Source organism: Providencia sp. JUb39 (genome assembly GCF_012272845.1).
GTDB lineage: Bacteria > Pseudomonadota > Gammaproteobacteria > Enterobacterales > Enterobacteriaceae > Providencia > Providencia lanzhouensis.
The window spans coordinates 3,125,772-3,151,036 of record NZ_JAAWXD020000001.1 but is presented as its reverse complement, the minus strand read 5'-3'; the positions used below and the strand labels follow the sequence as shown (position 1 = coordinate 3,151,036).

Genomic DNA, 25,265 nt, shown 5'->3' with positions numbered 1-25,265 from the left:
TCAGAAGGATTAAACTATGTGTGAGGGACGCTCCTCAAAAGTACGACACCAAACCATCATTGAGATGTTATCGACTCAAGGTCAGGTGTATGTACAGGAGCTTGCAACGCATTTTAATGTGGCGCAAGAAACTATCCGCCGTGATCTGAGCAAGCTTGAAACTCAAAAATTATTAAAGAAAGTTCACGGTGGGGCTGTCAATATTCAGTCCAAATTTGAGCGTAATTTTACAGAACGAGCGCAAGCGGCTGTTGATGAAAAGAAAGCAATAGCAGCAAAAGCGGCGGAATTAATTAAGCCCGGAGACACACTGTTTATTGATTTTGGTACGACGACCTTTGAGTTTAGCCAACGCATTAAGTCGATTGATAATATAACGGTGATAACAAACTCACCGTTGTTAGCGAGTACATTGCAGGAAAACCCTACCATCGAAACGATTTTGATTGGTGGGCAATTTAATGCGGCACAAAATGCCTGCTTAGGCGCAATCGCATTAAAGAATATTACGGAATTTTTCGCGGATTATGCGGTTATCGGCGCTGGCGCTTTTCATCCTCAGCATGGTGTGATGGATCAACACGTTGATGAGGCTGCCATTGCACAAAAAATGCAGGAAAACAGCGATAAGCTGATGGTGTTAGCTGATGGAACAAAAGCCCATAAGCACGCGATTAATTTTGTGGCTGGGTGGGATAATATTGATTATCTCATTACTACCACTAAAGACTTTAAATTAGCTGAAAATAAAAAACGCCCGAAAACCAAAATTATTATTGCAGATATTCTGTAAGCCATAAGAATCAAAGCATTACCCATTTAATTTATACCCTATGGAAAATAATTCATTTATTTTTCATAGGATTACTTTGCTCAAAATTCGTTAAATACGACACTAGGAATTAAAATGAAACTCTATTTTATTGCGTGCCCATATTCTGATCCTGATAGCAATGTTGTGGAAATGCGTTTTCAAGCTTGTACCCAATATGCAGCGGAATTAGCGCTTAAAGGAATTGCAACCTATAGCCAAATTACCATGACTCACCCGATCAATCAGTACTTAGCTTCGCAAGGGCAAAAAGTGGCATGGTCAGCAATTGATATGGAATTTTTAAAGCGTTGCGATGGTTTGATTGTTCTGACGCTGGCGGGATGGGAAAAAAGTGGTGGTGTTGCCGCAGAAATTCAATTCTTCAAAGATAAAGGTTTACCTGTATGGACTGACAGTGAATTTGCTGAGCAAATGCTGAATTCATAATAAAAAAGCCGTAACGTTAATCAGTTACGGCTTTTTTGTTTTCAATTAAAAATGAACTTAATTGACACTGAACTTAGTGGCTCGGTTTTAGATATTCATCCAAATTTTTGCCATCTGGGTTGTGATTATCTTTATCCTTATCATCTGGGATAGCACAACCAAATTCAGCCACATCATTGCACATTAACGTGGTGATAGATTTTGCAATCTCATGCTCACCAATAATAATGTGGTCTGCACCGCGCTCTCTAATGAAGCTGACTTCATCATCATAGTGGGCGCGTACGACCACGGTGATATTCGGATTCAGCTCTTTGGCGGTAGCCACAATTTCACCTGCTTCATAACCGTTTGGAATGGTCAGTAACAGGGATTTTGCACATTCAATACGGGCAAGGCTTAGGATATCTTTACTGGCACCATTACCTAAGATGGCGCTGAAACCATTTTCAGCCAGCTCTTCAAAGCGTGCACGGGTATCTTCAACCACAACCAGTGGGATTTCACGACGACGCAGTTTATCAGCCAGCATGCCACCAACGCGACCGTAACCAACTATCACTGCATGACCACAAATATCCACTGGGATCTGAGTCTCTTCTTCCAGTGTTTCTTCCAGAAGCTGCTCTTCGATGGTCTCGGTTTTTTCCAGATATTTATCTAACAGGCTGAATAACACAGGGTTTAGCATGATAGAGACAATCGCACCAGCTAATACCAAGTTTTGAGCGTCTTTATCCATGACCCCGAGTGCCAGACCCATACCCGCCAAAATAAAGGCAAACTCACCAATTTGAGCCAAGCTGACAGAAATGGTTAATGCGGTACGGCGTGAGTGCCCAAACATGCGTACGAGCACCAGCGCGGCGGCGGATTTACCAATGATAATGATACCGAGAACAGCGATGATCCCTAACGGTTGCTCAATGAGAACAACTGGGTCGAATAACATCCCGACAGACACGAAGAACAGCACTGCAAACGCATCGCGTAGCGGTAAAGTGTCCTGAGCCGCACGATGGCTCAGCTCTGATTCATTCAGCACCATGCCTGCGAAGAATGCGCCTAATGCGAAGGAAGCGTCAAAAATCGCGACAGCAGCATAGGCGATACCTAATGCAAGCGCTAAAACCGCAAGCGTAAACAGTTCACGAGAACCTGTTGATGCTGTGCGAGATAAAATCCATGGGATAACTTTTCGCCCGATGACAATCATAATGACGATAAAGGCAACGACTTTACCGATTGTCCATCCAAGGCTCATGGCTAATTCGCCAAAACTGGCTTCATTACTATCCATGATCCCTGCGGCAGCAGGTAACAGTACCAAGGCGAGAACCATGGCTAAATCTTCAACGATCAACCAGCCAATAGCGATTTGCCCGCGTTGGCTTTCAATTAGTTGCCGCTCTTCAAGTGCACGTAGTAATACAACGGTACTTGCTGTTGACAGACAGAGACCAAAGACAATTCCCGTAAATACGCCCCAACCGAATAACATCGATAAGCCAAGACCTAATAAAGTCGCGACGGCTATTTGAGCGATGGCGCCGGGGATGGCAATTGCTTTTACGGCTAATAAATCTTTCAATGAGAAATGTAGACCAACACCAAACATCAAAAGAATAACCCCGATTTCAGCGAGTTCAGGGGCTAGGGTGGTGTCTGCAACAAAACCGGGGGTAAAAGGACCCGCTAATACACCCGCGGCAAGATAACCGACAAGTGGCGAAATTTTTAAGCGCTGCGCGAGCATGCCTAATATATATGCAAGGGCGAGACCACCAACAATGGTTGTAATTAAGGGCGTTGAATGCTCCATTAAGTCTCCTCTGGTTTGTTTATGAATAAAAAGGTGGGTACATGCCTTTGGCTTTCAAAATGTTGATGACGTTAATCACCATTTTGAAATACAAATTGCGTGTTTATCTATTTTAGCGGTTTTGAAAACAAATTTCTTTAAAAAATTGCCTAGTTTCTAAAAAAAAATCGAGCTGATAGGGCTAAATCGTTACAAGCTTTTTGTTTTAGTCATTTTTATGGAAGTCTTTTGTGAAATAAAGGAAGGGTTATCCATACTTATAAAAACATAAGTATGGATAAAATAAGGTAATAAGTCTATTTGTTGTTTATATTTGGTAACAATACAGTAAAAATACCCAATAATGGTAGAAAGGCACAATATTGATAAACTTGCTCAATACTGGTTTGGTCAGCAATATGACCCAAGACAGCGGCACCAACCCCCCCCATACCAAAGGCTAAACCAAAGAATAGCCCTGAAACCATCCCCGTTTTACCTGGGATCAATTCTTGTGCGTATACCAAAATAGCCGAGAATGCTGAGGCTAAAATCATCCCGATAATTACCGTCAGGACGCCCGTCCAGAAGAGTGACGCGTGAGGTAAAATCAACGTAAATGGGGCAACGCCAAGGATAGAAAACCAGATAACATACTTACGCCCAATTTTATCGCCAATAGGACCACCAATCATGGTACCTGCCGCAACGGCGAATAAAAATACAAACAAGTGAATTTGGGCGTTTTGTACCGAAACACCAAACTTATCGATTAAATAGAAAGTGTAGTAACTGCTAATGCTCGCTAAATAGAAATATTTTGAGAAAATTAAAACTAACAAAACGCTGAGCGAGCCAACCACGACTTTGCGAGGCAGCACTTTAACTTCTCCGTGAATGACGGGCTTTTTCTTTGCAGCGCGATGCTGCTGTTTATACCAACTGCTAACTTGCAAAAGAATAATAATGGCGAGTAGTGCCGCGAACGAGAACCAACCGATGTTGCCTTTACCATAAGGTTCAATGATCAGTGCGGCGAGTAGAGGACCTAATGATGCTCCGAGGTTGCCGCCCACTTGGAAAAAGGATTGGGCTAAACCATGGCGTCCACCAGATGCCATTCGCGCGACTCTTGACGATTCGGGGTGGAACACCGAAGAGCCAGTACCCACTAACGCGGCGGCTATCAAGATGGTTGGGAAGGTTTCTGCCATCGCTAATAACAGTAAGCCCGACAAGGTAAAGCTCATGCCTATCGGTAAGGAATAGGGTTGAGGGTGTTTATCCGTGTAATAACCAATAATCGGCTGTAAAAGTGATGCCGTGACTTGGTAAGTGAGGGTGATCATCCCAATTTGAGCGAAGCTAAGGGAAAAATCAGATTGTAATAAGGGATAAATCGCTAATATTAGCGACTGAATCATGTCATTGAGTAAATGAGAGACACTGATTGCCGTCAGGATACTGAAAACGGTTTTTCCCGTTTTATTGGCGGGTTTGGCGCCGCCATTCGCTGCTGTTTGCTCACTCATGATCATCACTTTAGTTTGTTGCGTAATTGTAACCAATATAACTAATATAGAAATTATTTAAATGGCAATATGAGTGGCATGGGTAAATTGATGGAAAATATTAGTCGATCCAGATCTCATTTCTTTGTAACAGCGTTCTGTTTGTGCATAGCCGCTCAGATCTTGCCGTCATTTTTATGCTATAAGACTGAGTCTATTAACACATGGCTTATTAACTCATAAGCTTATTACGCATAAAAAACTACGTAATCGGTAGAGATTTCTATACCAGCAGGGAGAATGTATGAAACTGACATTTAAGGCATCCGCGTGCGCATTAACTGTCTCGTTAGCGCTGTTACCCGCAGCGATGGCAAATGCGTGGGAAAAAGATAAAACCTACAACATCACTATTTTGCATACTAACGATCATCATGGTCATTTTTGGCACAATGAAAAAGGTGAGTATGGATTAGCGGCACAAAAAACCGTGGTTGATGAAATTCGTGACGAAGTGGCGAAGCAAGGCGGCAGTGTTTTATTACTCTCAGGTGGGGATATTAATACTGGTGTGCCAGAGTCTGATTTACAAGATGCCGAACCGGATTTTAAAGGGATGAATTTGGTGGGCTACGATGCGATGGCGCTCGGTAACCACGAATTTGATAACCCGCTAGAAGTCCTCAAGCAGCAAGAAAAGTGGGCAACGTTTCCATTCTTATCTGCCAACATTTATCAAACCAGCACAGGTAAACGTCTGTTTAAACCTTACCAAGTCTTTGATAAGCAAGGTGTAAAAATTGCTGTTTTAGGCTTAACAACTGACGATACCGCGAAAATCGGTAACCCTGCGAACTTCCCTGATGTTGAATTCCGCGTCCCTGCTGCTGAAGCCAAAAAAGTGGTGGAAGAGCTACGTGCGACTGAGAAACCAGACATTATTATCGCGGCAACCCATATGGGGCACTACGATGATGGCAACCACGGTTCTAACGCACCGGGGGATGTGGAAATGGCGCGCAGCTTACCTGCGGGCTATTTAGATATGATAGTGGGTGGGCACTCACAAGACCCTGTTTGTATGTCTCAAGAGAACAAAAACTACAAACAAGAAGACTATGTGCCAGGAACCCCATGTGCGCCAGACAACCAAAATGGCACCTGGATTGTTCAAGCCCATGAGTGGGGTAAATATGTGGGTCGTGCCGATTTTGAATTCAAAAACGGTAAATTCACCTTAAAACATTATCAATTGATCCCAATTAACCTGAAGAAAAAAGTGAAGAAAGACGACGGTTCATCAGATTACGTCTACTACACACAGGAAATTGCGCACAACCCTGAAATGACAAAATTGCTAACCCCTTATCAAGATAAAGGCGACCAGCAATTAGGCGTGAAAGTCGGTTCAGTGGAAGGCAAGCTGATGGGCGACCGTAATAAGGTACGCTTTGAGCAAACCAATATGGGGCACTTACTGCTGGCAGCTCAAAAAGAGCGTGCAGGGGCTGATTTTGCCATTATGAGCGGCGGCGGCGTGCGTGATTCCATCGAAAGCGGTGATATTACCTATAAAGATGTCCTGAAAGTTCAGCCATTTGCTAACGAATTAGTGTATGTGGACTTTAAAGGCGAAGAGGTTCTGCCGTATCTGCAAGCAGTCGCTAACATGAAGACCGACTCTGGTGCTTACGGTCAGTTCTATAATGTGAGCCTGACTCTGAATGCCGACGGCACAATCAGCGACGTGAAGATTGATGGCAAACCAGTCGATAAGAACAAAACTTACCGTATGGCGACATTAAACTTTAACGCGATTGGCGGTGATGGTTATCCAGCTATCGATAATCATCCAAACTACGTCAACACTGGCTTTGTGGATGCGGAAGTGCTCAAAGGTTATATTGAGAAACATTCTCCATTAAAAGCCGCTGATTACGAGCCAAAAGGCGAGATTGTTTATAAAAATAAATAATCGGTGATGAGTATGAAAAAGCCCCTTTTTGGGGCTTTTTGTTTTTTACGATTCTTTTTTAATATCCGCAAAGCTGGCATTTAACACACTCGCCAGATCGCTTGGGGCGAGTTCTAAATCCAAACCGCGCTTGCCGCCGGAAATAAACATAGTCGTAAATTCTTGGGCTTGGCTATCAATCACGGTCGGAAGGCGTTTTTTCTGACCTAATGGGCTGATCCCACCCAGCAAATACCCCGTGATTTTTTGGGCAATTTGCGGATCTGCCATTTCCACTTTTTTGACTTTAAATACCTTAGCAACAGATTTGAGATCGAGCTGCCCAGAAACTGGGGTGACAGCCACCGCTAAGGTTTTTTGATCGCCATTAAGCGCGACTAATAAGGTTTTGAAGACTTGCTTGGCATCTAAGCCTAATTTTTGGACGGCTTCATCACCAAAATTACTCTCATTGGGATCGTGATCATAAGGGTGTAGCGTGAATTTAATTTTTTGTTTTTCCAGTAATTTTACTGCCGGAGTCATAATTATTCCTTTTCTTTTTCAATGACTGGATTTGATCAATTATCGTTTCGTAAATAATCAATTAAGCTCTGTTCACCAAACAAGTGCAGTGCGCCTACGGCGACCACATAATTACCCGCAGGCAAGGTTTTCAGTTTTCTCGCCCATTCCTGATTGCGTTGAGTCATCAGCACATTATAAACCCCTTCGCTGAAGGTATTCGGTAATGTAACGCAATTTTCCGGTTGAAAATCCAGCCACCAGCTAATCATGGTTTGCAAGGAGCGTGCATTGGCACGCCAATGAATTAGGGTATCTTGCAATAATGGCAAACCATCATCGGGTAAATCGAGCAGTAATTGCACTTGGGAGTCTACACCTTCTAGCTCAATAATGGGCTTATTTTGGGCTAGTGCGTTATGGATCAGTTGGTAGTCAATTCCATAGTGACCTCGTAAACCCAATAACTGCGCTTGGGTGGCTTGCATCGTCAGGGCGACTTGCCAAGAAGGGAGGTGGTCAAACTGAGTGGGGGATTGGCGTATCTCTTGGCAGTATTGTAAAAACAGGGCAAACTCGGCGTCCGTTAATCTCTGGGAAATCGGTGCTATCAAGGCTGTAGACGTTGGGAAAGGTGAGTTTGCTTGAGTGATATCCGCCTCAACAATCAGCCCATCTGCGTGGTTGATTTTATCGAGCAAAGTGGCGGATAAGGGAAACATATTTTCGGTTCCCATATGAATACTGCCGACAATGTGTAGTTTTAGCTGGCTAGACAGCCGTACATCAACAGCAGGATAAGGATAATTTGGTGCGACTCCCCGGTGCAGCCAACTTTTTAAGTTTTCGAGTAGTTTTCCCATTTGATATTTATCCTGATTTAACGACTGAGACAAACAGAGTAAACAATCTTGTGGGAATTTGCGAATTACACCGCACGATACGGTCTATGACTAAAATATTGCCTATCACTAAGCAGACGAATTGCAGATAAAAAAATAGCGCCTCATCATCAGGCGCTATTTATTATATTACGTGAGTCGTTATGCAAATTAGTCTTTGCGCTTTAATAGGCTTAATAGAGAGAATAAACCAAACGCACTGAAAATTAATTCGATACCGATTAATGCGGTTAACAGCGCAATCGAGGTAATCGGACCATTGCCAATTAATAAGTAAGCAATAAAGAAGTCCAGAAGCCCTATAATAATCTGCATCCAGCCACCTGCAGATTTAATTTGCTGGATACCGGCATATAGGCGCATTACCCCGCCAATAATAAACAGCGCCGCAATCACCATTGCCATGGCGATTAAGCCCTGTAAAGGCTCTTTGATAAATGCATAACCGACGATACAGTAAATAATCCCGATGACAAACCCAAAGAGGCGAGACCAGCCCGTATAGATAGTGGTGCTCAGGATGCTCACAATGGCACCGACGCCACTTAAGATTAATAGCACGCCCACAATAGCACTGACGGCAATACCAGAGGCAACTGGATTAGCTAAACAGGCGATACCACCTAGCAGTAATAACACGGCGAGAACCGCCAAAATATTACGTTGCTTTTTCACGTCACCATTGGCTAAGTTGGTGAGCTTTTCGCGATTAATATTTAACATGGAACCCTCAAACAGTGAAAATAATTAGAATCACTTAATTATAGAACAGGAATGATGAAGTCACTGAGGTATTCGGGCGATTTATTGCGTTGAGTCAAAATGTTGGAAAAGCCACCTTTAAGGTTTAAAGGTGGCTTGATAAGGCTATTTTTCAGGTTTGAAACGTAATAAACGGTTGGCGTTGCTGACCACGGTAATGGAAGAAAGCGCCATGGCGGCTCCTGCCACAACCGGGTTTAATAACGTACCAGTAATTGGGTATAAAATACCGGCGGCAATCGGAATACCTAACGAGTTATACACGAAGGCTCCAAACAAGTTCTGTTTCATATTACGCAGAGTCCCTTTGGAGATAGACACTGCGTCGGCAACGCCGTGTAGGCTTTGGCGCATTAAGGTAATTGACGCAGTTTCAATCGCAATATCACTACCGCCACCCATGGCAATCCCGACATCCGCTCGAGCAAGAGCGGGAGCATCGTTGATACCATCACCCACCATGGCTACTTTATGACCTTTGGCTTGCAAAGCTTCAATTGCCGCAGATTTTCCATCTGGCATCACTCCCGCAATCACTTCGTCAATGCCAGCCTCTTTGGCGATCGCTTTGGCTGTGACTGGGTTATCCCCGGTTAGCATCACTAAGCGGAAGCCTTGTTTATGCAGACGGGCGAGGGCACTGACACTGTCTTCACGCAATGGATCGCGAATAGACAGTAGTGCTGCAATCTGACCATCAACCGCCAATAGCACTGGAGTGACCCCAAGAGACGCTTGCTGATGGAGCGTTTCATCGATTTCACGGGTATCAATTTGGTTTTCAGTCAGCAGTTTTTGATTGCCAAGTAAAACTGTTTTACCTTCAACAACCGCGGTGACTCCTAATCCAGCCAAAGTTCTAAATTGCTGATTGGCAACAATATCCAGCCCTTTTGCACGGCTAACAATTGCACGAGCCAGCGGGTGGTTAGAACCACTTTCGAGGGACGCCGCAAATTGCAGAGCTTGTGACTCATTAAAACCGTTGAACAGGTGAATATCAGTAACTTGTGGCATGCCCTCAGTTAAGGTACCGGTTTTGTCAAAGACGATGGTATCGAGCTCGCTCGCTTGCTGTAAGGCATCGGCATCACGCACCAATACCCCAAACTCTGCGGCGCGACCGACACCGGATATAATCGACATCGGCGTTGCAAGACCTAAGGCACACGGACAGGCAATAATCAGTACCGTGGTCGTGATAACCAGCGCGTAGGTAATTTGTGGAGCGGGACCCACGAAATACCAAATTGCCCCTGAAATCACTGCAATAGCCACTACCACAGGGACAAACACCGCCGAAATTCGGTCAGCTAATTGCCCGATTTGCGGTTTACTGCTTTGCGCTTGGCGTACTAAGTAAATAATACGCGCTAACGTGGTTTGGCTACCCACTGCGGCGGCGCGGAATAACACGGTACCGTCTTGCACAACGGTTCCTGCGTGTACTGCATCGCCACGGCTTTTTTGCTGCGGGATAGGCTCACCGGTTAGCATCGCTTCATCCAGCCACACTTCGCCTTCAATGATTTCACCATCGACAGGGACACGATCCCCTGTGGTTAAGCGTAAAACCATGCCTTGTTTCACTTGAGCAAGGGGCATATCGACTTCCCCTTGTTCGGTAACAACACGGGCCGTTGGTGGCGTTAAATCCAATAGCCGCTCTAAGGCTTTGGAGGAACGCTGGCGTGCGCGCTGCTCAAGGGCATGACCTAAGTTGATCAGACCGATGATCATGGCGCTGGCTTCGTAATAAAGATGGCGAGCTTGTTCTGGGAACATCTCAGGCCAAATATTGACGACAATCGAATAGAGCCAAGCTGCCCCAGTACCTAAGGCAACCAAGGTATCCATGGTGGCACTGCCATTTTTTAAGCTTTGCCATGCACTGCGATAAAAATGCCCACCGGCAAAAATCATCACCAGCAGCGTTAATACCCCGATAGTGAGCCAAATGTTGTGGTTATCAGCGCTTAACATCATGTTGTCGCCGATCATCCCCCAAATCATCACGGGCACACCTAAAGCAAGGGCTAGCGCAGATTGCCAACGGAAGCGGCGCATATTCGCTTGAGCCACTTCTTGCTGGCGTTCACGACGCTTAGCTTCATCTTGGATGATTTCAGCGCCATAACCTGCTTTTACGACCGCTTCGACGAGGTCATCGGGCTTCGCGGTTCCAGTGACTAACGCACTGCGTTCCGCTAAGTTCACTCGTGCATTTTCCACACCAGGTACGCTATTAAGTGCCTTTTGCACTTTACTGACGCAGCTGGCGCAGGTCATGCCATCGAGTAATAATTGAATACTGTCATCGGTCACGGCAATGTCAGGCTGTTCGCCAAGGTCAGACTCTTGTGCCGGAATATCACAAACTGCCGCTGAACCCGTTTCCGGCTGTTCAATTGATGTTTTCAGCGGCTCAGTTTTTGGGGAGCTAGCACCTTCTTGGGCAAGTTCTGCGTGGAATCCTGCGCCTTCTACCGCGGCGATTAAATCGGATGTAGAGGCAGTACCATAAACTTTCGCCAACTTAGTATCTACTACCGCGGCAGCAACGCCTTCAACAGCTTCTAATGCTTGCTGAGTTTTCCCTGCGCATTTCATGCAGTTTAAGCCAGAGAGTTGTAACTCTACATTTGGCGCAGTTGCTTCAGTGGCTTCATAGCCTGCATCGACAATGGTTTGAATGAGGGATTCGACGCTAGCGCTGCTTTCAATCACCGCGTAATCAATAGAGACGTTGACCGATTCAACATCAGGGCGTGCTTGCAGTGCTTTTGTCACGGAGCCGACGCAATGCATGCAGCTCAAACCTTGTAAGGATAGAATTATTTTCATTTTTGATTCTCCGAGCCTTCTCATAACGAGGGGCTATAATTTGTACACAAAATCAGTCTATAATCCGCTATGTAGTTAAGGTTAAACCTTCCCACAAGGGGAAGGTCAAGGGGAATTATGAATATTAGTGAAATTGCCAAAAAAACCGGTCTGACTGCCAAAGCAATTCGCTTTTATGAGGATAAAGGGCTGATCACACCACCGGAACGCGGGGATAATAGTTATCGCTATTATCAAGCCAGACATCTCGATGAACTGATGCTTTTAAAACAAGCTAAAGATGTGGGGTTTACGCTGGACGAGTGCGGGGAATTGCTGGGATTGTTTCGTAATCCAAGCCGCCACAGTGCGGATGTGAAAAGTGCGACGATAGCAAAAATTGATGAAATTCAGCAGACGATTTTAAAGCTGTCGGCTATTAGGGATACGTTACAAGAATTAGTGGATGTCTGCCCCGGTGATGAAGGGGCAGACTGCCCGATTATTGACCATCTGGCGCGTGGCTGTTGTCACCATGGTAAGGCTTAACTTTTAGGGTGTTTCCGTCCACGGCGGTTACTTCCACTTCAGCTTCTGCTTTTAATGGGACGTCGCTGTATATGCGCCAACTGCCATCGGCGAGGCGCACACGGCTAAACCCCTCTTCGGTATCAGTCAGCAAGCGCGCCCTGACACCAACCAGCTGGTGGCTGATTTGGTTGACATCATCGGCACGGCTGGCTTTGCGGTGGCTGAGCCATTTTCGCCATAAAATCGCAGAAACGACGGTAAATACCGCAAATAAGATACCTTGCCATTCCCAACTGAGGAATGGCAATGCAAAGGTGAGCACCCCAACGGTGACGGCGGCAATGCCGGACCAAAGTAGGTAGCCACCTGTACCAAGAAGTTCAGCAATCAGCAGTAATCCCCCAAGACATAGCCAAAACCAGACGGGTTGAGTGCTGATAAATTCTATCATTCTTTAGCCTGCTTTTTGTTTGCGCCCATTTTTTTGCTTTCGCCAATGAGTTCAGTGATCCCACCAATCGCACCCATTAAGTTGCTAGCTTCTAATGGCATCATGATCACTTTGCTATTTTCCGCTGAGCCAATGCTGGTCAGGGCATCGGTGTATTTTTGTGCCACAAAGTAGTTGATGGCCTGCATATCACCGGCGGCGATCGCTTCAGAAACCATTTGAGTCGCTTTGGCTTCCGCTTCAGCCGCGCGCTCACGCGCTTCTGCTTGTAAGAAGGCAGATTGACGTTCACCTTCCGCTTTCAAAATTTGCGACTGCTTTTCACCTTCCGCTTTTAAGATAGCCGCTTGACGAATACCTTCCGCTTCCAGAATATCGGCACGTTTGGTTCGTTCTGCTTTCATCTGGGCGTTCATCGCACTGACCAGTTCTTTTGGCGGTTTGACATCGCGAATTTCAATACGGGTGATTTTTACGCCCCACGGGTTGGTGGCTTCATCCACCACGTGCAGTAAGCGGCCATTGATAGAATCACGTTGGGAGAGCATTTCATCCAGCTCCATCGCCCCAAGAACCGTACGGATGTTGGTCATGATGAGGTTCAGAACGGATAATTCTAAATTGCTGACTTCATACGCCGCACGAACTGGGTCAATCACTTGAATAAAGCAGACTGCATCAATGGTCACGTTGGCATTATCACGAGAGATAACTTCTTGGGATGGAATATCAAGGACTTGTTCCATCATATTGATACGGCGACCAATTTTATCCATAAATGGCACTAAAAGGTGTAAACCCGGCTGTAAAGTGCGGGTATAACGCCCAAAGCGCTCAACTGTCCACTGGAAGCCTTGCGGTACCGTTTTTACGCAGGTGGTAACGATAACAACGGCAATAATGACAAGAATAACAACTGGTAGCGCACCAGACGCGAACAAATCCATAGGTAATCCTTAACTAGTAAAGTAATGAATAAACTTGGCGACGGAACTTGCTCGCAAGTGCATCACCTGTTCCCATTGCTGACATGATATCCATCATGGTTTTTTTGATTGCGCCATCCCCTGCGTTTAAGTCTTTGCGTAAGAAGGTGAGCAGCATGTCTAACGCTTCTTCATTGCGATTGACTTCGTGAAGCTTTAACGCCAGTTGAACGGCTAACATAGTATTTTCTTGATCTTGATTGAATTCTTTTATCAGCTGCTGAATTTCTGGGGTATCCGCAGCTTGCTTGGTTAATTCGATTTGAGCCACTAATCCTTGATAACGGCTGTCTTTATCTTGCATTGGCACGGTAGCTAACAAGGCTTCTGCATCATCAATTAAATGTAGACCAATTTGCACTTCGGCTAATAAGAAAGTGATATCGCTGTTTTTAGGCGCAAGCTGGTTGGCTTCTTTCAGTAATGGCAGGGCCTCTTGAAGTTTGCCTTCCGCCACTAATTCAGCGGCTTGCGCAGCTTTTAACTCTTCTGGGCTTGGTAATACGCGAGAGAGTATTTGCAGCACAGCTTCTTCAGGCTGTGGGCCTTCGAAGCCATCAACTGGGCGACCATTTTGCAGCACATAAACCGTTGGAACGCCTTTTAAGCCAAATTGGCTGGCGATCATTTGTTCTTCATCGCAGTTAACTTTTGCGAGGATAAACAGCCCTGCGTAGTCTTGAGCAATACGCTCTAACATGCTGGTGAATTCTAAGCTTTGTGGGCTGCGTGGTGACCAAAAGTAGAACATGACAGGCATGTTCATGGATTGTTCGATGGTCTGGTGTAGGTTGGTCTCGTTAATATCAATAATTTGTGCGTTAGCTAACATAAGCAGTCTCTTTAAAATTCGTTATTAATCATGTCAATGAAATGGGGGCTTAGTTCTGTTTTTTCAATCTTTCTTGCCCTGACCCGCGAGGACTTTGTCCATCAGCTTATCGGGTAATACACGTTTTAGTATACGCACAAAAACCGTTAATAATGTGACAGAGTAGCGTACACGTGGACGCGGACTCTCTAATGCCAAAATCAATTTTTTGACCACATCTTCAGGATATAACGTAAATTTTGCGGCAATCCCCGGATTCTTAACTGGCTTATCTTGCTGAGTTTGCGCCACATTTTGGGTAAAGGCACTGTGGATGGGACCGGGTTCAATTAAGCTGACGTGAATACCAGAACCTTGTAGCTCCAAACGCAATGCATCTGACCAAGCTTCCAACGCGTATTTACTGGCGGCATAGGCTCCACGACCTGGCGTTGAGATAATGCCCATCACGGAGCTAGTTTGCACAATACGACCTTCATGGTGTGGCAGCATGGCGGGAAGCAGCAGGAAGGTCAATTGGTGAACTCCGAAAAAATTACTGGAGAATTGGGATTCCAATTGCTGGCGGCTCACGGTGTTCAATGGGCCATATACCCCGAATCCGGCGTTATTGAATAATCCGAAAAGTTTCCCATTACAGAGCGTCAGAACCTGCTGAGCAGCGGCCTCAACACTTACCGGGTCATCTAAATCTAACGCCACAGTTTCGAAGCCAAGTGATTGTAATCGTTCAATATCAGCCTGTTTTCGACAGGTGGCTATCACATGATAACCACGCTGTTTTAAAGTCTGCGCAGCGCACAACCCTATGCCACTTGACGCCCCTGTCACTAATACCGTTTTTTGCATAACTTTACCTACTCTGGGCTAAATGTTCGCTATCATATTGGTTCATTATAATTTATTTACCTAGCAAATTTATTTGGCTAATAACTTTATTATTGTTAATAAGGTTATTTGGCTAATAACATTATTTTGTTAACAAATAGGGCGATAGCTGTTTTTCCATAAAATCTGCAATCGTGGGCTGGGCTTGCTCAGTTGGATGAATACCATCAGGCTGGATCCATTCCGGTTTGGTGATCACGCTTTCCATAAAAAATGGGATCAGCGGAAGGTTATTTTTTTCAGCTAGCATTGGGTACACTTTTTCAAAGCTGGATGTGTAGCGTTTACCATAGTTTGGCGGGATACGAATTTGCATTAAGAGCGGTTTAGCACCATTTTGCTCTATTTGGTCGATAATCTGTTGTAATGTTATACCTAACTGTTCAACAGATAGTCCTTGCAAACCATCATTAGCTCCCAGCTCAATCAGTACCCAGTCAGGTTTGTGCTGGGCTAGAAGAGTGGGTAGACGTTCCAACCCTTGAGAGGCGGTATTTCCACTAATACTGCCATTAATAACTAAAATCGGTGGCGACTTTTTTTGCCAACGTTCGGCAAGTAATGTTGCCCAAGCTTGCTCGGCGGGTATTCGATAGCCTGCACTAAGACTATCGCCGAGAATCAATAGTTTCGTTGCCGCGAGTGTTTGTCCACTGGCGGTAACTAACAGGAGAAAAACCAATATATGTCGGCGCAAAATATTCTTGAAGTTCATCATCTCATTAAACGTGTTGGTCAAGGTGAACATGAACTGACTATATTGCAAGGAGTCGAGCTAATTGTCGAGTCTGGTCAGACAATTGCCTTAATTGGTGAGTCAGGGTCAGGAAAATCCACCTTGTTAGGTATTATTGCAGGGTTGGATGATGGCACTAGCGGCACCGTGAAGTTGCTTGATCAAGACTTAACGACCATGGACGAAGAAGCACGGGCGCGATTACGGGCGCAAAGTGTCGGCTTTGTTTTTCAATCTTTTATGTTAATTCCAACGCTGAACGCCCTTGAAAATGTCCAATTGCCTTCTTTACTGCGCGGTGAATCGGAAACCAAGAGTCATCAACAGGCGGTGAGCTTACTAACAGATTTAGGGTTAGGTAATCGCTTAAAACATATGCCAGCTCAGCTTTCGGGCGGTGAACAGCAGCGTGTAGCATTGGCTCGGGCGTTCAATGGTCAGCCTCAAATCTTGTTTGCTGATGAACCCACAGGGAATCTTGACCGCCATACGGGGGATAAAATCGCCGATTTGTTATTTACGATGAATAAAGAGCACGGAACCACGCTGATTTTGGTCACTCATGACAATGAGTTAGCCGCCCGTTGCCAACGTCGATTACGGTTAGTTGATGGGCAATTGAGGGAAGAGTCATGATTTGGCGCTGGTTTTGGCGTGAATGGAAAACGCCGTCTCTGTTGATTGTGTGGCTCGCATTAACCTTGGCAGTCGCCTGTGTGCTGGCATTAGGGCGGATCAGCGATCGCATTGAAAATAGCATGAGCTATCAGAGCCAAGAGCTACTCGCGGGGGATTTGGTGCTGCGTTCTTCCCATCTGAGTGAGCCAGCATGGCTTGCCACGGCGCAGCAAGCAGGGCTGACATTGAGCCAGCAAATTTCATTTTCGACTATGGCGTATTCTACCGCTGATGAAGAAGGGCGCCCGCAGTTAGTGTTAGTGAAAGCGGCAGATTCGAGTTATCCCCTATACGGTGACTTAGTGACCGAGCCTGCGGGGTTAAAACCCACCAAAGGGCATATTCTCGTCGCTCCGAGATTATTGGAATTACTGAACTTAAAGGTTGGCGAACAGATTGATATCGGCGATGGGACGTTCACGATTTCAGGGACGTTAATTCAGGAACCTGATAGTGGTTTTAACCCCTTTCAAATTGCGCCAAGGGTGTTGATCTCAATTGAAGATGCACCATTAACTGGGGCAATTCAGGTAGGAAGCCGTTTAACTTATCGCGATATGTTTGCGGGTTCTCGCCAAGCGATTGATGCATTCAAAGAGAAATATGATGCTCAGTTACGTAGCGATCAGCGCTGGTATACCTTGGATGATGACAGTGGCGCGGTCGGGAAAACCTTTAAGCGTGCTCAGCAGTTTTTGCTGCTATCGGTGTTGCTAACGCTGTTATTGGCGATTGCGGCGGTAGTGGTGTCGATGACCCATTATTGTCGAAGCCGTCATCAGCTTATTGCGGTATTGAAGACGTTGGGGGCAGACCGAAGTGCACTACGTAAGTGGATCATTGGTCAGTGGTTAGTGATTTTAGTGGCAGCGGCATTATTAGGGTCTTTGCTGGGGCTGTCTTTTGAAGGCATTTTAATGCAGATATTGTCGGCTATGTTACCTAAAGCCTTGCCGAGCGCCAGTTTTTGGCCGTGGATCTGGGCAGTGGCAACGCTGTTTATTATCGCGATTATTGTGGGGATCCGTCCTTACTATCAATTGATGGGAACCCAGCCTTCTCGTGTATTACGGGAAGATGCCAAATCACCAATTTGGCCGCTGTATTATTATCTACCTGTGGTTACGTTGATTGTGGTCGGCGGGTTATTCCTATTTGCGGGGGTAAACCCACTATTATGGTCAATCTTGCTGGGGATTGTCGTGGTAGCGGTGCTTTTGGCATTGATTGGTTGGCTAGGGTTGTGGTTGCTGAGAAAAGTACAGTTTCGCCAGCTCAGTCTGCGTTTATCAGTGAGCCGCTTATTGCATCAGCCATTGCAAACTATTACCCAGATGAGCGCATTTTCATTGTCATTTATGTTATTGGCATTGTTGATTTTGGTTCGGGGGGATCTTTTAGATCGCTGGCAACAGCAGCTACCTGCGGATAGCCCGAATTATTTTCTGATTAATATGACTCAGTCTCAGCTTGCTCCTGTTACGCAGCTGTTGAAACAGTACGATGTTACACCAACGGAGTTTAATCCAGTTGTGTTAGCGCGTTTATCGGAAATTAATGACCAGTCTGCGATTGAGTGGGCGGATGTTCGCGATCCCAACAATAACACGGTTAGACGAGAGCTTAGTCTAACGTGGCAATCAACATTACCGCCTGCAAACGAGTTAGAGCAAGGGAGCTGGCCACCAAAAGCGGGGGAAGTTTCCATTGAGCAAACTGTTGTTAAAGAGTTAGGACTAAAAATCGGCGATAAATTGACGTTCAATGCTGGCTCGCAGATTTTCACGGCTAAAGTGAGCAGTATTCGTAAAGTGGATTGGGAAAGTTTGCGCCCAAATTTCTACTTTATTTTTGCGGAAGAAACATTATCGCCAATGCCAGAAACATGGTTGAGTAGCTTCCATTATGATGGCGATGGGCAGTTGTTAACCCAGCTGAGTCATCAGTACCCAACTATTAATGTGTTGGATACGGGCGCTATTATCACGCAAATTCAGCAGATTTTACAGCAGGTTAGCCAAGCTTTAGAAGTGATGGTGGTCTTGGTGATTTTCTGTGGCTTATTATTGTTGCTCGCACAGATTCAAGTGGGTATGAGCCAACGAGAGCGTGAGCTGGTGGTGTATCGTACCCTAGGTGCGAGCAAAAAACTGATGCGCCGTACTTTATGGAGTGAATTTGCCTTACTTGGCGGAATGGCAGGGCTTGCCGCGGCATTTGGAGCTGAAGTCGCGCTATGGTTACTGCAAACTAAGGTATTTGATTTCCCGTGGCAGCCAGAATGGCGCCTGTGGGTGTTATTGCCGCTCTGTGCTGGGTTCTTGTTATCGGTGTGTGGCGGTTGGCTGGGACTGAGGTTACTCGGTACTGGTAATCAGCATCGCCGATTATCAAATGGTTAATAGGATAAAAAAATAGAATAGCCACGAAGGTGGCTATTCTATTTAAAAATGAAAATCGGATGCTTGAGCTTCGCTATATAGATTTTTTAAGTTGATGTATCAGCATCAAATAAATATTATTTTGTTAGTGCGGCGGGTTAAACGAACTGTCTCTAATCCTTCACAAAACCTTCATTCACCACGGTTATGATTCCGCCATCAATTATTGATGGTATGAAATAGGAAAATAACAATGGTTCGCCTTACACCAATAACTTTCAAACTAACATCCCTTTCTTTATTTATGGGTTTACTCTCATTTAGCACCGCAGGGGTTGCTCAACAAATTTCACAGAAACAAGTGCCAGCCACACTTGCTGGGCATGCCATTTTATCTGTGGATGCGACAGTACCAACGCCGGAAAATGCACCTTCGGATATGCAACACAGTGGCAAATACACCACAGGAACCCGCGTTGATACACTGAATAAAGTGGAGGGAAAATCCGATGGGCGCCCAACAGGTAAGTTTGTTCCAATCAAGGGGCAGCCGTTACAAGGTCATTCAGGCATCAAGCGTATGGATGATGGTACCTACTGGGTACTCACTGATAACGGTTTTGGTAATAAAATGAATTCCCCGGATTCTATGCTGTATTTAACTCAGTATGATATTGATTTTAAAACGGGAAAAGCCAACCCGTTGAAAACAATTTTCTTCCACGATCCCAACAAAATTATTCCTTTTCATATTATTAACGAAAGCAGTGAGCAGCGTTATTTGACGGGAAGTGACTTTGATCCAGAAAGTTTTCAATTCGCCGATGGTGCCTTGTGGGTGGGTGATGAATTTGGACCTTACCTCATCAAAATGGATTTAAATGGCAAGGTGTTGGCGCTATTTGAAACGCAAGTTGAAGGCAAGAAAGTTGTTTCTCCTGACCACTACACACTGACAACGCCGGGCAAACCTGCGGATAAAGTGACTTTCCAAGTCAATCGCTCAAAAGGTTTTGAGGGAATGGCATCATCGCCGGATGGATCCAAACTTTATCCGATGTTGGAAGGGGCTTTGTGGCAAGAAGATAAACAAGGCTATGAGAATGTGAACGGCAAAAAAGCGGCACGTATTCTTGAATTTGATGTGAAAAAGCAAGATTGGACTGGGCGTAGTTGGTTATATGTATTTGAAGATAATCAAAATGCTATTGGTGATTTTAACCTGATTGATGATACTCACGGTTTGATTATCGAACGTGATAATGGGGAAGGCACCGCGGATAAAGCGTGCGCTGAAGGCGAAAAAAACAAAGAAAACTGCTTTAGCAACTTAGCGAAATTCAAACGTGTTTATCGTATTGAATTTTCGGATAACAATGCAGGTGGAGCAGTGGATAAACAAGCCTATGTTGACTTGATGAACATCCAAGACCCTAACAAGCTAGCCAGAAAACCGCTAAATGATGGGGTATTTACCTTCCCATTCTTCACGATTGAAAACGTGGATGTGGTGGATAATGAACATATTATTGTCGGTAACGATAATAACTACCCGTTCTCTTCCAGTCGTGAACCCAATCAAGCGGATGATAATGAATTTATCTTGCTGAAAGTACCAGAGTTATTGAAGTAATGCGTAATCGGTTATGCCGATAAGAAGTAGAACGTGTAAATGGATCCTTGTTTTTCCCTTGGTTTGATATTTGCTCGGGTTATCCCCGAGCGTTTTTCTTTTTGTGGGTTAATCTTTTTTTACTTCTAAAGCAGGGGGCTTCATCATTAAAGTAAAGAATAGGATCACGATAACAGGAGCTGCGATGGTTAAAAATGCAGGGGTAAAACTGCCTGTAATATCCTTAATTGCACCTGCGATAAATGGCGCTAAACAGGCAATGGTTGAGATTAAATTGACGACGGAGAACAACTCTAAATAAGGTCCGCGACCAAAATAATTAGACAGTAAAACGCTGGACGCTAAGAAGGTCATTCCGTAGCCAACACCCACGCAAATCACAAACAAAATCAGCCAGAACCATGATGTGGAGATACTCAGTGCCACGACGCCAAGCACCATAATAATTAGGCTACCAATCAGTAAACGTTTCGGCTCCAACCATTCACCCGCCGCGCCGCCTAAGAAGCGCGAAAATGCATTCACAAACGCCATGGTACTTAGCAGAGAAACCGCGATGGTCATACCAAATCCACGCTCTTCAATGTGCGCCACTGCAAAACTGTTTACTGTAATACCGCACCATAAAAAAGAGGTATAAGTCGCGGCAATTAAATAGAATTGCCAAGTACGTAATGCGCGGCGAACTGTCCAAACTTCAGCGGTACGATAAATAGGCTTATTCGCATGACTGACTTGTTTTTGCATTACTTTTTTGGCGTGGTCTTGTTCTTTTTTCCCTTCACGTAATGCCAAGATAGTGATGATGGTGACGATGCTAAGATAAACTGCACATAATACCCAGTGCATCCGCCAAGAGCCTAATTGATTCGATGCGTAGAAGTAAATCCAAGGACCTGCAACACCCCCTAATCCGCCAATCGTGAAATACAATCCAAATGCCAGAGATTGTTTTTCAAATAGGCGAGAAAGTACATAGGTACCCGGAACGGTCGCTAATATCGTAAACCCAATACCAATCAAAGCGGTACCTAAGAAATAGGTGCTGATAGCTTCGGTGGAGTAGAGGCTATAAAAGCCAGAGCAGAACACGAGCATGCCTAAAAGTAGCGTGAGACGAACACCGACTTTACGTATCAGCAATGAGGGTAAAAAGCTCGCTAAACCGCAGGTTAAACCAAGTAAAGTAAAACCAAAGCCTGCCTCAGTCCAACTCCATTTTAATTCGCCGATCATGCTCGGTAAAACTACGCCTAATGAGGTAAATGTGGTGGCGGTAGCAAGGAAATAAACCAGTCCGAGGAGAATAAGAATTGACCATTGGTATAACGGACTAAACGGTGAGGCTTGTGTTTCTGGCATATGCACTCCAGTGGCGCCCTAGTGAGTTAGTCATCATTCACAAGTAATCACTATAAAAGTAGGGCAAAAATAGCACAATGCCCGAAATATTACTCTCGGGCACGAATAGCGCTATTTTCCCTATTTTTGGCGAGAGTACCAGCCTAATTTTGTTTTTGCCCACTCAATGCCACTTTTATACTCATTTGGCAGCATTGGGATCAAACTATTGAGGGTATTTTCGAGTTGATGAACATCGCTATGAGTCAGATTTAAGTGACCCACTTTACGCACTGGGCGCACTTCTTTCTCATACCAATGTAAATGGACTAAAGGCAGATTTAACCATTCTTGGTTAACATCAGTGCCAATTAAATTGACCATCACCGCAGGGCTGAAAACTTCTGGTGTTGGCATTGGTAAATTTAAAATCGCGCGTAAATGAAGTTCAAATTGGCTGATGGAAGCGCCGTTTTGAGTCCAATGCCCACTATTGTGAACGCGAGGGGCGATTTCGTTGATCAGCAGCTTATCGCCAACCACAAAACACTCCATTGCCATCACACCGATATAGCCTAACTCATCCATCACGGCACTGAGCATCGCCTGTGCTTGTTGCTGCTGGACAGGGTTTGCATCAGGGAAAGCCACGCTGGTGCGTAAAATCCCTTCTTGATGAAGATTGTGGGTGATTGGGTAGAACACTGATTCACCAGATTGGCTACGGGCGCCAATCACGGAGACTTCAGCATCAAATGGAATTCCTTGTTCGACGATGCATTCGCCGTAAATTTCCGCAGGGAGTGCTTGTTCATCACCAGGGCGAACACGCCATTGACCACGACCGTCGTAGCCACCAGTTCTACGCTTGACGATTAAAAAATCCCCCAGAGTGGCGAACAATTCTGACCACTGGTCTGGCGATTCTAATCGCGCCCAAGGTGCCGTCGATAAATTTAACGAGTCGAACAGGCTTTTCTGTGGGAAGCGGTCAGCTAAACGTGGAAAAATATCACGGTTAATAAATGCATTATGACGCGCTAACTCTTTGGTTAATGGGGTTTCAGGCCAGCGCTCAATTTCAGCGGTGATCACACTTTGCTGATACGGAACGGCTTCAGGCTCTGCATCTAATCCAACAGGAAAAACAGAAATGCCCAGCGGTTCGCCTGCTTGGCGCAGCATGCGACCTAATTGACCGTTACCAAGGACACAAACCGGTTTCATTACGCTTCCCTCGGATCTGGGTTATTTAATACGTCGTTGGTTTGTGCTTCGCGCCATGCGGATAAGCGATTGAATAGCTCGCTGTCATGAGTGGCTAAAATTTGTGCTGCTAGCAGTGCGGCGTTAGCTGAACCCGCTTTACCAATGGCAAGTGTGCCAACGGGAATGCCTTTTGGCATTTGAACGATAGAATACAGGCTATCGACACCACTTAATGCAGCGCTCTGTACAGGGACACCAAGGACGGGAACCAGCGTTTTTGCGGCTAACATTCCCGGTAAATGGGCGGCACCACCGGCACCCGCGATAATCACATCAAAACCATTTTGTTTGGCATTTTCAGCAAAGGAAAATAGTTTGTCTGGCGTGCGATGTGCGGAAACAATCTCAACATGGAAAGGCAGTTGCAGCTCGGTCAGCACGTCAGCGGCATGCTGCATGGTTGTCCAATCACTTTTAGAACCCATAACAATGGCGATTTTTGCCGCAGATTGAGCAGGAACTTGGGCAGTCATTTGGTGTGATCCCTGTATTGAAAAATATCACCCTAAGGGTGGGAATGTGAATTGCCCCGATCATATCACGGTAATTAGGTAAGGAAAACGTTTGCGTGATTATAAAATAAGCAAACAGTCATACTGACAACCAACAATTTATCTGCGTGTCTTTATCAGGATAGGAATGTTAAAAAGGAAAGAAAATAAGTTCAATGCCGTTTTCGTTGATCACAAAGGCGGAGCCTTCGCTGTGCCATGCTCCTAAAACGCCACGAAAATGAAGTTGACCACCGAGATTAATCTCGTGGATAGCAGGGCGATGCGTATGTCCGTGGATCATCCATTGTGCTTGATGGCGGTTTAAGGCATCAACTACCGCGTCGGAATTGACGTCCATAATGGCTTCGGATTTCATACTGCTGGCATATTGGCTATTGCGACGCATTTTTTGTGCGATGCGACGGCGAATAAAGAGCGGTAGCAGTAAAAATACCCGTTGGATCCAAGGAGTATGGACCTTTTTACGGTAGTTCTGATAAGCAGCATCGTCGGTGCATAAGGTATCACCGTGCATAATTAAAATACGCTTATCATATAGTTCAAGTAGGGTTTCTTGGGGCAAAATGGTCATGCCGCACTGTTTTGCATAACGTTGACCCAATAAAAAATCGCGATTGCCATGAATGAAATAGCAAGGGATACCACGTTCACTCAGCTGTTTTAGAGCCTGTGCCACTTGCTGATGCAAGAGGGTATTATCATCGTCGCCAATCCAATAATTGAAAAAGTCACCGAGAATATACAGGCTGTCGGCGTGGATGGCTTGCTGTTCAATAAATGCAAGAAAACCGGCGGTGATCGCCGGTTCATCTTCACTTAAATGCAAATCTGCAATGATGTAAGTGGACATAAATTCAGGGATTACTCGCTGACAGTCACTTTTTCAATCACAACGTCTTCACGAGGTACGTCTTGGTGGAAACCACTGCGACCAGTAGAAACGCCTTTGATTTTGTCAACAACGTCCATACCTTCAACCACTTCAGCAAATACGCAGTAACCCCAACCATCTGGGCGCTCTGAACGGAAGTTTAAGAAGTCATTGTCAGCGACGTTGATGAAGAATTGTGCTGTTGCTGAGTGTGGGTCGTTAGTACGAGCCATTGCTAATGTACCGCGGCTGTTTTTCAGTCCGTTATTAGCTTCGTTCTTGATAGGCGCTTTAGTGTCTTTTTGGTTCATGCCTGGCTCAAAACCACCACCTTGGATCATGAAGCCGTTAATAACACGGTGGAAAATGGTATTATTGTAGAAACCTTCGCGGCAGTAAGTTAAAAAGTTTTCGACAGTGACAGGTGCTTTGTCTGCGAAAGTTTTGATAACGATGTCACCGTGATTGGTATGAAATGTAACCATAATAGCTATCCTGAATAATTGTTTTTTATGCGCTAACTTGCGAAAGCGTTGAGATCAGCAAGTTTATATCACAGATAAAACCTGACTTGAAGCGACAGTGTGTTTGCAAAATAGGTTATCCCATAACAA

At 45.1% G+C, this 25,265-nt stretch carries 23 protein-coding genes; 7 read left to right on the top strand and 16 right to left on the bottom strand.

What is annotated here, in order from left to right; all coding sequences use genetic code 11:
- Positions 1 to 16: 16 nt before the first annotated feature.
- Positions 17 to 793: a DeoR/GlpR family DNA-binding transcription regulator gene (locus HFU86_RS14780; protein WP_051422679.1), complete on the top strand. Its 777-nt coding sequence runs from the start codon at positions 17 to 19 to the stop codon at positions 791 to 793.
- Positions 794 to 907: 114 nt separating this feature from the next.
- On the top strand, positions 908 to 1,261 hold the full coding sequence (locus tag HFU86_RS14775; RefSeq protein WP_036952526.1) for a DUF1937 family protein: 354 nt from the start codon (positions 908 to 910) through the stop codon (positions 1,259 to 1,261).
- 73 nt (positions 1,262 to 1,334) lie between these two features.
- Here the strand turns inward: HFU86_RS14775 and ybaL are convergent, their stop codons facing one another.
- Both ybaL and HFU86_RS14765 read right to left on the bottom strand, forming a co-directional pair.
- Complete coding sequence (ybaL, locus tag HFU86_RS14770) at positions 1,335 to 3,083, bottom strand: YbaL family putative K(+) efflux transporter (RefSeq protein ID WP_036952523.1); 1,749 nt, start codon at positions 3,081 to 3,083, stop codon at positions 1,335 to 1,337.
- A gap of 296 nt (positions 3,084 to 3,379) precedes the next feature.
- Positions 3,380 to 4,594, bottom strand: coding sequence for an MFS transporter (locus HFU86_RS14765; RefSeq protein WP_108478325.1), 1,215 nt, complete (start codon positions 4,592 to 4,594; stop codon positions 3,380 to 3,382).
- Positions 4,595 to 4,877: 283 nt separating this feature from the next.
- Here HFU86_RS14765 and ushA point away from each other — a divergent pair, with 283 nt between their 5' ends.
- Positions 4,878 to 6,548: a bifunctional UDP-sugar hydrolase/5'-nucleotidase UshA gene (gene ushA / locus HFU86_RS14760; RefSeq protein ID WP_132496723.1), complete on the top strand. Its 1,671-nt coding sequence runs from the start codon at positions 4,878 to 4,880 to the stop codon at positions 6,546 to 6,548.
- A gap of 45 nt (positions 6,549 to 6,593) precedes the next feature.
- Here ushA and ybaK read toward each other — a convergent pair whose 3' ends face one another.
- The 4 genes from ybaK to copA form a co-directional block, all read right to left on the bottom strand.
- Entirely contained in the window at positions 6,594 to 7,073 is a 480-nt protein-coding gene (gene ybaK, locus HFU86_RS14755) for a Cys-tRNA(Pro)/Cys-tRNA(Cys) deacylase YbaK (protein WP_187129568.1), read from the bottom strand.
- Positions 7,074 to 7,108: 35 nt separating this feature from the next.
- Positions 7,109 to 7,915, bottom strand: a complete 807-nt coding sequence (locus HFU86_RS14750; protein WP_187129567.1) for a TraB/GumN family protein — start codon at positions 7,913 to 7,915, stop codon at positions 7,109 to 7,111.
- Positions 7,916 to 8,104: 189 nt separating this feature from the next.
- The gene (locus HFU86_RS14745; RefSeq protein WP_187129566.1) at positions 8,105 to 8,677 is read right to left on the bottom strand and encodes an HdeD family acid-resistance protein; all 573 of its coding nucleotides are present in this window, start codon (positions 8,675 to 8,677) and stop codon (positions 8,105 to 8,107) included.
- Between the two features lie 144 nt (positions 8,678 to 8,821).
- The gene (gene copA / locus HFU86_RS14740; protein WP_187129565.1) at positions 8,822 to 11,560 is read right to left on the bottom strand and encodes a copper-exporting P-type ATPase CopA; all 2,739 of its coding nucleotides are present in this window, start codon (positions 11,558 to 11,560) and stop codon (positions 8,822 to 8,824) included.
- 117 nt (positions 11,561 to 11,677) lie between these two features.
- Here copA and cueR point away from each other — a divergent pair, with 117 nt between their 5' ends.
- Positions 11,678 to 12,088 carry a Cu(I)-responsive transcriptional regulator gene (gene cueR / locus HFU86_RS14735; protein WP_036952159.1) on the top strand — a complete coding sequence of 137 codons (411 nt, stop codon included), beginning with the start codon at positions 11,678 to 11,680 and terminating at the stop codon, positions 12,086 to 12,088.
- Here the strand turns inward: cueR and HFU86_RS14730 are convergent.
- From HFU86_RS14730 to tesA, 5 genes are all read right to left on the bottom strand, one after another.
- Positions 12,042 to 12,521 (bottom strand): NfeD family protein, encoded by a 480-nt coding sequence (locus HFU86_RS14730; RefSeq protein ID WP_132496721.1) that lies wholly within the window; start codon positions 12,519 to 12,521, stop codon positions 12,042 to 12,044. The genes cueR and HFU86_RS14730 overlap by 47 nt on opposite strands.
- Entirely contained in the window at positions 12,518 to 13,468 is a 951-nt protein-coding gene (locus tag HFU86_RS14725; RefSeq protein ID WP_132496720.1) for an SPFH domain-containing protein, read from the bottom strand. Before HFU86_RS14725 ends, HFU86_RS14730 begins: the two co-directional genes overlap by 4 nt.
- 13 nt (positions 13,469 to 13,481) lie before the next feature.
- Positions 13,482 to 14,339, bottom strand: a complete 858-nt coding sequence (locus tag HFU86_RS14720) for a co-chaperone YbbN (RefSeq protein WP_187129564.1) — start codon at positions 14,337 to 14,339, stop codon at positions 13,482 to 13,484.
- Between the two features lie 63 nt (positions 14,340 to 14,402).
- A complete protein-coding gene (locus HFU86_RS14715) occupies positions 14,403 to 15,188 on the bottom strand; it encodes an SDR family oxidoreductase (protein ID WP_132496719.1) in 786 nt (261 codons plus the stop codon).
- Positions 15,189 to 15,309: 121 nt separating this feature from the next.
- Entirely contained in the window at positions 15,310 to 15,945 is a 636-nt protein-coding gene (tesA, locus tag HFU86_RS14710; RefSeq protein WP_132496718.1) for a multifunctional acyl-CoA thioesterase I/protease I/lysophospholipase L1, read from the bottom strand.
- Here tesA and ybbA point away from each other — a divergent pair.
- The 3 genes from ybbA to HFU86_RS14695 all read left to right on the top strand — a co-directional run bounded on the left by ybbA (position 15,913) and on the right by HFU86_RS14695 (position 20,655).
- Positions 15,913 to 16,599 (top strand): putative ABC transporter ATP-binding protein YbbA, encoded by a 687-nt coding sequence (gene ybbA / locus HFU86_RS14705; protein WP_132496717.1) that lies wholly within the window; start codon positions 15,913 to 15,915, stop codon positions 16,597 to 16,599. The two genes, tesA and ybbA, sit on opposite strands and share 33 nt — an antisense overlap.
- Positions 16,596 to 19,043, top strand: coding sequence for a putative ABC transporter permease subunit YbbP (gene ybbP, locus HFU86_RS14700; protein ID WP_187129563.1), 2,448 nt, complete (start codon positions 16,596 to 16,598; stop codon positions 19,041 to 19,043). The genes ybbA and ybbP overlap by 4 nt, the downstream gene beginning before the upstream one ends.
- A 283-nt stretch (positions 19,044 to 19,326) precedes the next feature.
- A complete protein-coding gene (locus tag HFU86_RS14695; protein WP_255426017.1) occupies positions 19,327 to 20,655 on the top strand; it encodes an esterase-like activity of phytase family protein in 1,329 nt (442 codons plus the stop codon).
- A 108-nt stretch (positions 20,656 to 20,763) separates the two neighbouring features.
- Here the strand turns inward: HFU86_RS14695 and HFU86_RS14690 are convergent, their stop codons facing one another.
- From HFU86_RS14690 to ppiB, 5 genes are all read right to left on the bottom strand, one after another.
- Positions 20,764 to 22,017 carry an MFS transporter gene (locus HFU86_RS14690; RefSeq protein ID WP_187129561.1) on the bottom strand — a complete coding sequence of 418 codons (1,254 nt, stop codon included), beginning with the start codon at positions 22,015 to 22,017 and terminating at the stop codon, positions 20,764 to 20,766.
- Between the two features lie 120 nt (positions 22,018 to 22,137).
- Entirely contained in the window at positions 22,138 to 23,223 is a 1,086-nt protein-coding gene (purK, locus tag HFU86_RS14685; RefSeq protein ID WP_132496713.1) for a 5-(carboxyamino)imidazole ribonucleotide synthase, read from the bottom strand.
- On the bottom strand, positions 23,223 to 23,738 hold the full coding sequence (purE, locus tag HFU86_RS14680; protein ID WP_154627529.1) for a 5-(carboxyamino)imidazole ribonucleotide mutase: 516 nt from the start codon (positions 23,736 to 23,738) through the stop codon (positions 23,223 to 23,225). Before purE ends, purK begins: the two co-directional genes overlap by 1 nt.
- Positions 23,739 to 23,907: 169 nt before the next feature.
- Positions 23,908 to 24,630, bottom strand: coding sequence for a UDP-2,3-diacylglucosamine diphosphatase (gene lpxH, locus HFU86_RS14675; protein WP_187129560.1), 723 nt, complete (start codon positions 24,628 to 24,630; stop codon positions 23,908 to 23,910).
- A gap of 11 nt (positions 24,631 to 24,641) precedes the next feature.
- The gene (gene ppiB, locus HFU86_RS14670) at positions 24,642 to 25,136 is read right to left on the bottom strand and encodes a peptidylprolyl isomerase B (RefSeq protein ID WP_006659258.1); all 495 of its coding nucleotides are present in this window, start codon (positions 25,134 to 25,136) and stop codon (positions 24,642 to 24,644) included.
- Positions 25,137 to 25,265: the final 129 nt, after the last annotated feature.